9 protein-coding genes and 4 pseudogenes are annotated in these 8,495 nt (G+C 56.4%); 5 read left to right on the top strand and 8 right to left on the bottom strand.

Features of this window, described 5'->3' with window-relative positions; all coding sequences use genetic code 11:
• Positions 1–159: 159 nt before the first annotated feature.
• A complete protein-coding gene (locus M3436_17255; protein ID MDQ3565769.1) occupies positions 160–399 on the top strand; it encodes a hypothetical protein in 240 nt (79 codons plus the stop codon).
• Between the two features lie 13 nt (positions 400–412).
• Here the strand turns inward: M3436_17255 and M3436_17250 are convergent, their stop codons facing one another.
• The 6 genes and pseudogenes from M3436_17250 to M3436_17225 form a co-directional block, all read right to left on the bottom strand.
• A complete protein-coding gene (locus M3436_17250) occupies positions 413–892 on the bottom strand; it encodes a nuclear transport factor 2 family protein (GenBank protein ID MDQ3565768.1) in 480 nt (159 codons plus the stop codon).
• A 45-nt stretch (positions 893–937) separates the two neighbouring features.
• Positions 938–1,243, bottom strand: coding sequence for a hypothetical protein (locus tag M3436_17245; protein MDQ3565767.1), 306 nt, complete (start codon positions 1,241–1,243; stop codon positions 938–940).
• A 33-nt stretch (positions 1,244–1,276) separates the two neighbouring features.
• Positions 1,277–1,666: pseudogene (locus M3436_17240) on the bottom strand (VOC family protein).
• A 116-nt stretch (positions 1,667–1,782) separates the two neighbouring features.
• Positions 1,783–1,911 (bottom strand): annotated as a pseudogene (locus tag M3436_17235) (nuclear transport factor 2 family protein).
• 92 nt (positions 1,912–2,003) lie between these two features.
• On the bottom strand, positions 2,004–2,279 hold the full coding sequence (locus M3436_17230) for a hypothetical protein (protein MDQ3565766.1): 276 nt from the start codon (positions 2,277–2,279) through the stop codon (positions 2,004–2,006).
• Positions 2,280–2,384: 105 nt separating this feature from the next.
• Positions 2,385–3,635: a M48 family metallopeptidase gene (locus tag M3436_17225; protein MDQ3565765.1), complete on the bottom strand. Its 1,251-nt coding sequence runs from the start codon at positions 3,633–3,635 to the stop codon at positions 2,385–2,387.
• A gap of 23 nt (positions 3,636–3,658) precedes the next feature.
• On the opposite strand from M3436_17225, the pseudogene M3436_17220 reads away from it, so the two are divergent.
• From M3436_17220 to M3436_17205, 4 genes and pseudogenes are all read left to right on the top strand, one after another.
• Positions 3,659–3,763 (top strand): annotated as a pseudogene (locus tag M3436_17220) (oligoribonuclease).
• Positions 3,764–3,966: 203 nt separating this feature from the next.
• The gene (locus M3436_17215; protein ID MDQ3565764.1) at positions 3,967–4,428 is read left to right on the top strand and encodes an integrase core domain-containing protein; all 462 of its coding nucleotides are present in this window, start codon (positions 3,967–3,969) and stop codon (positions 4,426–4,428) included.
• A gap of 13 nt (positions 4,429–4,441) precedes the next feature.
• Positions 4,442–5,155: a UPF0149 family protein gene (locus M3436_17210; protein ID MDQ3565763.1), complete on the top strand. Its 714-nt coding sequence runs from the start codon at positions 4,442–4,444 to the stop codon at positions 5,153–5,155.
• A gap of 84 nt (positions 5,156–5,239) precedes the next feature.
• Positions 5,240–5,451, top strand: a pseudogene (locus tag M3436_17205) (group II intron reverse transcriptase/maturase).
• Positions 5,452–6,431: 980 nt separating this feature from the next.
• Here the strand turns inward: M3436_17205 and M3436_17200 are convergent.
• Both M3436_17200 and M3436_17195 read right to left on the bottom strand, forming a co-directional pair.
• Entirely contained in the window at positions 6,432–6,686 is a 255-nt protein-coding gene (locus tag M3436_17200; protein MDQ3565762.1) for a nitroreductase family protein, read from the bottom strand.
• Positions 6,687–6,933: 247 nt separating this feature from the next.
• Positions 6,934–7,344 (bottom strand): hypothetical protein, encoded by a 411-nt coding sequence (locus tag M3436_17195; protein MDQ3565761.1) that lies wholly within the window; start codon positions 7,342–7,344, stop codon positions 6,934–6,936.
• Between the last annotated feature and the right edge of the window lie 1,151 nt (positions 7,345–8,495).

Below are 8,495 nucleotides of genomic sequence, written 5' to 3'. Positions count from 1 at the left end.
CGCACCGCCCAGGCTCCCGACGCCCCCAGCTATCCCCGGAGGCCAGTACTCTTTCACCCTAGGAGGCCAGGCTTTACTACCTTCTTTCAGACTCATCTTTGAATTAGAAAATACTATAGACCTGTTGTATCGAGCGAGCGTCCCCGCCAGAATCCGCGCATGAGGCTCGCGCAAAAACGAACCATCCCAACCTACGATCATGCGCCCCAGCACAAGGTATCCGTTTGGGCCCGGCACATCGGCCGTACTTCGTTCACGTTCCGCATCGCGGGCAGCGAAGCCATCATCTCAACGGCGGAGACGATTTACGTGCTGGTAGACAGCGCCGCCCTCTCCAAGACACCGCTGCGCCACTGGATGTTACGCAGGCCTTACAAAAAGGCGGACAGGGACTGGTAGCCGATCACGCCGGCTATCTGACCCAGGCGAGTAATGCACGCCTCAGGCTTGTGTCCCTCATCGAGGGCCTTATTGGGTTGGTGGACTGCTCGATGCCGGCGCTGGTGCAGGTGGCAACCCAACCGATGCATGATCGACCACGTAGAGCATCGTGTTTCCCTGCTTCCTGATGATCTCGCTGGTGCGAAACGGGATGGTCTGCTGCTTTCCGTCGGGGTCCTTTGAAAGACTGCTCCCACTGACCTAACGTCGCGATGTAGCCCTTGCCCAGCGCTATAGCTTCCTGCGACTTGAAAATAACCTTTGCGTCAGCAGGCATTACCTTCAGATTGTTGTCGATGAGCTTCTTGATCTCGGCCCTTCCCTTGGCTTCCTCTCCCTGTCCTGGCCAGATGACATGCGCATCATCCGCATAGAGAGCGAGCATCGCCTCCGCATCGCGCGCATTCATGGCTTTTGCAAACGCCTCTGAATGGGCCTTTGCATCGGCCACTGGACCGGCATAGGTCCGGCGCGGCCGCCAGTAAGAATAGAATAATCAAACCCAGATTTTTCCTTGCACAATCCTCCAGTTCACCTTGGACAAAGAAATTGCGCGCGCTGCGCGCTCGATCGGCCCTGGCCGCCACTCCCATCCTTGATCACCTGCCTGAGCAGTTCCTGCATGCGGCCCGAGTGCATGAACTCCCAGTTTCCGCCCGTATTCGACATCACTCATGCGCCGGCCTGCAGCCTCCTCCACGACGAGAACCTTGCCCTTCCACTCCTGCGTGGATTTGTCCCGAGAATAGCTGCCCGCGCTTTCACACCCAAGCGACTTAAGATCTCTGAACTGCTTGCCCATAATCGGTTGTCTTCATCCATTCCTCGTCAAGCCCTATGACACCCCCTCAAGCACGGAAAGAATATTACCGGCCGGGTCCTTGAACCAGGCAATGTTCGGGCCTTCGCCGCGGGATTCACCCCGAAAGATGCCCTTTTCGTCCATCTTCATTTCGCCTTCCTACGATTCGAAACTCACGCCAAGCCCGGCCAGCTTATCCACCGCCTCTTCAATATTGTCCACGGGAAAATTAAGCACAGTGTACGTGGCAGATTGATGGTCCTGCTTGGGATATATGAATACGTTACCGCCGCCGGCGATTTGCATTGCCAGGCCTTCTTCCTCTTCGGAAACTTCCATCCCAAGCGTTTGGCCGTAGAATTCCTTCGCTTTCTGAATGTCGTCCACCGAAAAACTGCTAAATGCATGTGTGTCCTTGAACATAATTTCCTCTCTTTATAGTTACCTGATATGCAATAAGAACCGCCCGTTAGAGTGAGCGGTCTGACTACCACCCCGCCACTGAAGCGGCACCCCTCCTGAACAAGGTGGGGAGTAGGCTACGGCTTGAGGTCGACTGCCGCTTTGAAGCTGCCGTCCATGCAGAAGGGCACGGATTCGTGTTCGTGCGTGATCTTCCACTTGCCGTCGATCTTGCGGAAGCAGAGCGTCTCGCGCAGCCACATGTCCACCTTCTCGCCATCCGCCATAGGTTACCTCTACGTCATTAACCGCGGAGATATCGAGCGGCATGCTCGACGAATACCTCTGGACTCTATCGTTACGCGCCACCCTGCTTGGTCGGGGCGGAATGGGCGGCATCGAGCCCGGCGCCCAGGGCATGGAGACAGCGCAAGATCTCGCCCAGGATGTCCGGCTGATCGGAAGTGGAGAGCATGTTCTCTTCCTCGGCCACCTCCAGCTCTCGGACGTCGTATTCCCAGCGATGCAGGATCTCGATCTTCTGTTCCCGTGACAGCTCGGTAGTGGTGAGCACCTGTTCTGGCGACGTGAAAGCCGAGGTTGGATCCCGTAAAGCCTTTTCATACACGATCATGATCACGTTCCTCCTCGAAGGACGGCTTTTTTGGCTACTGGCTGCGTGCAGAGATCATTCCGGGGGGCGGTCAACGCAAATAACACCCCACATGATCTCGGCAACCTATGCTCCCCGGGTCTTGGCGGCTAACTGCGCGACGCGTAACGGTACGGGTGGATGCGAATCGTGAAAGGCCGAATAGAGGGGATCGGGGGTGAGGGTGCGGGCGTTTTCCCTATAGAGCTTGACTAAAGCCCGGATCAAACTACCGGCGTCCGCTTGCTCTGCGGCAAAATTGTCGGCTTCAAATTCATGGCGGCGCGAGAGCGCGGCCAGCACCGGCTGTAGCAACATACCGAACACCGGGGCTATCATGAGAAACAATACAATCGCGGTATGTACGGAGGGCTGCGAGACCCCGAGTCCCGGGTAAAACCATGGCTGCTCCATAAGCCAGGCTAGAAGCGCGACCCCAACGAGGCTCAGACCCGCCATCAGCACCATTCTCTTCAACACATGCCTGCATTTGTAATGGCCAAGCTCATGGGCCAACACTGATTCCACCTCGCTAGGCTGCAGCTCCTTGAGCAGCGTGTCAAAGAACACGATGCGCTTGTTCTTGGCAAACCCAGTGAAGTAGGCGTTGCCATGGGTAGAGCGCAGCGACCCATCCATGACAAAAAAACCCTTGCTCGAGAACCCGTTTCGTGCGAGCAGCGCCTCGATGCGGCTTCGCAGCTCGAAATCGTCGAGCGGTCGGAACTTATTAAAAAGGGGCGCGATAAACACCGGATACGCCCAGGTCATAAACAGGCTAAAGCCTAGCCAGGCCACCCACGCCTTGAGCCACCCCAGCCCGCCAGGGGTCTGCATCAACCATAGCACTAGCGTCGCCAAAGGGATCCCCAGCGCGAGCAGCAGCAGCCCTTGCTTTAGCAGATCGTAAAAAAACATCTTGGGCGTCGTGCGATTGAAGCCGAAGCGCTCCTCGATCACAAAGGTACGATAGAGCGCTGCCGGAAGGTCCAACAGCGCCATGAGCGCAAAGGCTGAAAGCATGACCCCTACGCCGGTAATAAGCTCGGGCAACTCGAGGTGTCGCCAAGCCCGATCCAGCAGATCGAGCCCGCCGCCTAGCGTCCAGATAAGAAGGAGCACGCTCGCCAACAAAAGCTCATACTGAGCAAAGCGGGTGTGGGTGGCGGTGTAATCGGCGGCTTTCTGGTGATCCGCGAGCGCTATCCGCGTTGCGAAGGCTTCGGGAACTCTCTGACGATGGCGCGCCACATGCCGTATTTGGCGGTGATCCAGCCATAGATGGACCGCGGCTTGTGCGATAACCGCAAGGCCGAAGACGAGCGAGAAAAGATTCACGACCGGAGCATGCGGCTGAAGCGATGCCTCAATCCTCGGATAATCTCATCGGCATCGAACTCGAGATGACCGAACTCGACCTGGGCCGTCATTGTATCATTAAGATCGCGACCGTGATTACCGACAACGCCCGTCCTGCATCCTCGCCGAAGTATGACCACGCGTCCAGCGGGCCGACCCCGAGGTGATCAACGCTGATTAACGTTCGTACATAATCACGCCAATGCCATCGTGGCCTGCGATTTCCTGATCGTCGTCACCGCGACATTCAAGTGCCTGTACGTGTTTGTCATGATGGAACTTGGAACCCGAAAGCTGCTACACATCAAACGTGACCGATCACCCGACGGCGGCTTGGACGCTGCAACAGCTGCGCGAAGCGATCCCCTCGGACCATTGCTACCAGTATTTGCTTCGTGATCGCGATCGCATCTATTCCGCGGAACTCGACCGGTCGGTCCAGAAGCTCGGTCTTCGGGTCTTGAAGAGTCCCTATCGCAGCCCACTCGCGAATTGCGTCTGCGAGCGGGTGATCCGGAGCCTACGGCGAGAGTGTCTGGATCTCCTGATCCCGCTAACCCAATTACACCTGCTTCGTACCGTGAAGGATTGGACCTCTTATTACAATACGGCGCGACCACATATGTCACTCGGTCCGGGGATCCCGAGCCCACCCGGCACGCTACCCGTCGCACTGATAGCACATAGACATCGGCCCCCCGAGAAGCAGCGGGTTTATGCACGCCCTATTCTGGGAGACTTACATCGCGACTACCGGCTGATAGCGGCCTGAGGCCCGATCTGCAGTGACGCGCGTGAAGCCATTAGGCGAGGAGGAATTCGCCGAACTCGATGACTTGTTGCTCTCGGAGGGTCTGCCCGAGTCGACCATGGATATCTGTGCGGCAGAGGGCTTTCTCACCGCAATTGCCATCGGACCGGTAACCGTGATGCCCGACCAATGGCTCCCGCGCATCTTTGGCAGCGAGGCCGACGAGCCCATGCCGGAGTTTCCTTCGTCGAAGGTCGTCAGGCGCCTCATCGATCTCATCATGCGGCTGTACACCTCGGCCATCGTGACCTTTGAAGTTGCTCCAGAGGAATTCGAACCAACCTTCTACACCCGTGAGGTCGACGGGAAGACCTACACCATCATCGATGAATGGTGCAGCGGGTTCCTGCAGGGCATTCGATTAACCCAAGAGGCGTGTCAGCCCCTGTTGGAGGAGCAGCCAGACTTCTTGCGCCCCTTCCGACTTTTTGCGGCCGAGGAAGGTTGGGCCGAGCTGGCGAGCGCTCCCGATGAAGCCGTGATGCATGCAGAATGGTCAAACAAGATTGCCCCGACGATCCATGCCATTCACGCGTACTGGCTATCGTATCGCGAAGCCACCGCTACAAACCCGCGGCGTTCCAAAGCAATCCCAGCGAAGTCGACAGTAGGACGCAACGAGCCCTGTCCGTGCGGCAGTGGAATGAAATACAAGTATTGCTGTGGGCGACCTCAAACGTTGCATTGAGTGATCAGCGGGTGTCCAAACAAACTGCAGAACGGGGGCCGGTTTGCCTAGAATGGAACGAGCCACGTTATTTTTGCGGACGACAAGTGGCGCTGGGTGCGCACCAAGGTCCGCCATCTTCTGGCGTTGGGAACAAGTAAGCGCCAAGCGATTTTGACCGCGCTCAGTAGCAAGAGCTATTGGCACTTGTCGAAGAGACCTTGGCGACACAAACCGGGATGACGAATGACTGGTTGACACGCCAGGGCTTGATATCCGTGCGGGCACTCTGGATGCGTGCCCACGGCTATACCTGAGTCATCGTGTCCTCCACTCTCGTGAACCGCCCGGTGCGGACCCGCATGCCGTGGTGGTGTGGGGGCTGGGGGCTAAATACCCCCGGCTACCCGATTAGGTGGCGACTATTCCTTATACCAAATGCATTTATATTTCCATATATCTCCTTCACATACTGTTACCTCCGGACTCTTATATAGCATTGTCGTACCATCATCTAGGGGCCGTGAGGCATGACAAAGGAAGGGGTGTTGATGGTCTGATATAGTCCAGCAACGGCCGTCGCAATCCAGCTACAAACTGCCACCACACCTGCCACCATCGTGCAATATTCCACTAAAAAACATAGGTTAGAGTCGTATAACTATTTGAATATATTGATGGGCCCGGTAGACTCGAACCTACGACCAAGGGTTATGAGTCCCCTATACAGAGCTTTGTTAACTGCCTGATAAATATCTAACATCCAGAAATCCACTGCGGAATATAACGGCGAGTTTTGCCGAGAAAAGCCGAGTTTTGGCGAGATCTGGCGAGTTTTATTCCGCACTTTTCCACCATGTGACTTGACCCCATCGGCGCGCAAAAGTTGGAGAAATTTGTTCGGATATCCGGCAGCCGCCGCCTTAGGTCCGAGAGGCTGGGAAAGCGCCTTGAAGCACTTCATGCAATCGAATCACGGTCGCATCGGTGATTAGCACATCACGGCCCGGGCGTCCAAGAAATTCCATGCCTCTAGGCTACACCGACATCTCCGTGCATGGTTAGCTGCTCCTGCAAGAGCAGGTAAATGTGCAGTCAGATATTATTTGCGGAGCACAGTCTTGCAGAGATGCGCAAGGAGGACGAACAAGTTCTCGCATGCCGCTACCTTACCAGCTCGGCATGCATTGGCAAGACTGCGATTAGCGCGGATTCCTAGAATTAGGAATTCGCGACACACGGGATACTTCGTGGCGATTGCGGATGCGCCCCACCCAGTGCCAACCCAAGGCCTCGACTAGCGCCTGAGTTTGGCCTGCCCCGCTTGAATACCCTTAGCTTGGGAGGTCAGCTCCGCGTTTAAGCGGCAGATTGCATCGGCGGTCGCGGGTCCCAAGAGGTAAAAACGCCATGGCGCGGTAAGCCGGTGATTCGGCGCCCAGCGCGCGAGATCAATGGCGCGTAGAATAAGCTCTCGCGGCGGCGACTCACGCCCGAAGGAATGGATCGTGCGGCGGGACCGAATTAGTTTTTCCGCAAGTAGCAGCGACATGGGCGGCCGTCTTGGTGTCTATGATAGTGTCGCGCTGCACGTCGACGGGCACGGGTTGGGGTGTTTGCATGTCGCGCAGTAGCGCGGCCAGCCTGTCGCGCACTGGTTCCAACCTCAGGCACCACAGAAAAACGGCGCCGTATTTCCGTATTGCGGTAACCGTCCCCACAACGACAATCACCATACCAGGCACAAACGCCAAAAACAACAAGCCTAGAAGTTCGCGGTCCATAGGAATACCTCCTGTTCAACCGTCGACTGCGGCGGCGGCTTCCTCACGAGTGATAAAATTTCCATCTTTAACGAATCCGGCCTCGATTGAGCCTTTGACAGTTGCCACTTGCCCTGACGGAAGCCGCTCGACCACAAATTTTGCGGGCAACCCATCGAGGATATGCATCGGGGCGGGGCGTCCATCAGTGAAGCGGGCAATGTAGACCGAGCCGGTCTCGCGATCGATAAATGCAGGATGGAATCCGTGACTGCGATTGCTCGCGCTCACACCGCCGGTGCGAAGGAATCGCCGATTCTGTTCAACCAAGGCCGCCTTTGAAAAGCACTGAGCAGTTCGAGCAGCGGCGCATCGATTTGCTGCGACAGCGAATATATTCAAAAGCCCAAACATCAAGGCCGGTAAGTATGTCAATTCGAAGTTCATGATGGCTCTTCCTCCTAGCCGTATAGATACCCGTATCGAGCTCACCGTCTTAACCCTTGGCAAGGCCAACACCTGTCGAGAAACGCCCATCTAAAGGATGGTACGGTTTCTCAAGCTCCCAGGATCAAGTGGACACCGATTGAGCCGCGCCGAAATCCTTTCCGGCTGGACGTTATTCTTCCGATCCTGAACGGAGAAATCTGTGAACCATTCACGAAAGGCTTGTGACTTATTTACTGGGCATGCGACATTGGATTTGGAAGAGCGCCGCGCACCCTGGCCGAGGAAGACTGAGAGTTTGTGAATCACCATCAACATAGTCCTCTACGTGTGGGCTCCGAGGGGTGTATGTCTGAGTTCCGCAGGCGTAGGGGCATGGACTAAATGGACTAACCTATTCAGTGGCCGGGCAACCGTAAACACCAACGTGCTAGCATCAATTTCACGGTCGCAGACACCAGAGAGCTGTCAAGTACCGGGGTGCAGTGATAAGTCGAACCAGGGGGTAATATCCAGGGGTGCTTTCGACCGAGCTCCTGACGGCCAAGACCTCAGGGTCAGGGAGCAAGGCCCAGTTTCTCGCCGGTGTCCTTAACCTCAGCGTTCATGGAGATCAATGGCACACCTATCGAAGTTACGGGAAACCCCAACCAGAAGGTCGTGTTACCCCCGGTGTCCTCCCTGCCTTACCGTTACCCTTGCCCCTGCCCGCGCTGGATCAAGTTGTGACGTTGGTCATCAATGAACAGGTGAAGACACAGCCGGCGAGCAACCAGGCCGAGATCAAGGTGAATGCCGTCCATCTGACGGTGAAAGTGCCGGTGCCGCTGGTAGGCACGCTACGCTCGCAGACCTTGTGTTGTCCCACGCAGAGTCTGACATCTGTAGTGCGCAAATATCTTTCGACTTGTGCGGCGACGGCACCAACCGATAGTCATGGTGCAAACCGCCTAGCACAGGACGGACAAGAACGCCCTGGTCTGCGGGGAGTTGATAGCGGTATGCCTTCTTGATTGCGGGTAAGGTGTCCGGCGGTCCTGGGATCCAGGGACCGAGAGACAGGTGCGGACGTGCTGTGTTGTAGTATGAGGCCCACTCTTTGATAACTCGCAGCAAGTGTAGCTGCATCAGTGGAATGAAAAAGGCAGGAC

Source organism: Pseudomonadota bacterium, from assembly GCA_030859565.1.
In the GTDB taxonomy this organism is placed as follows: Bacteria; Pseudomonadota; Gammaproteobacteria; order JACCXJ01; family JACCXJ01; genus USCg-Taylor.
This window is presented reverse-complemented; position numbering and strand designations above follow the sequence as displayed.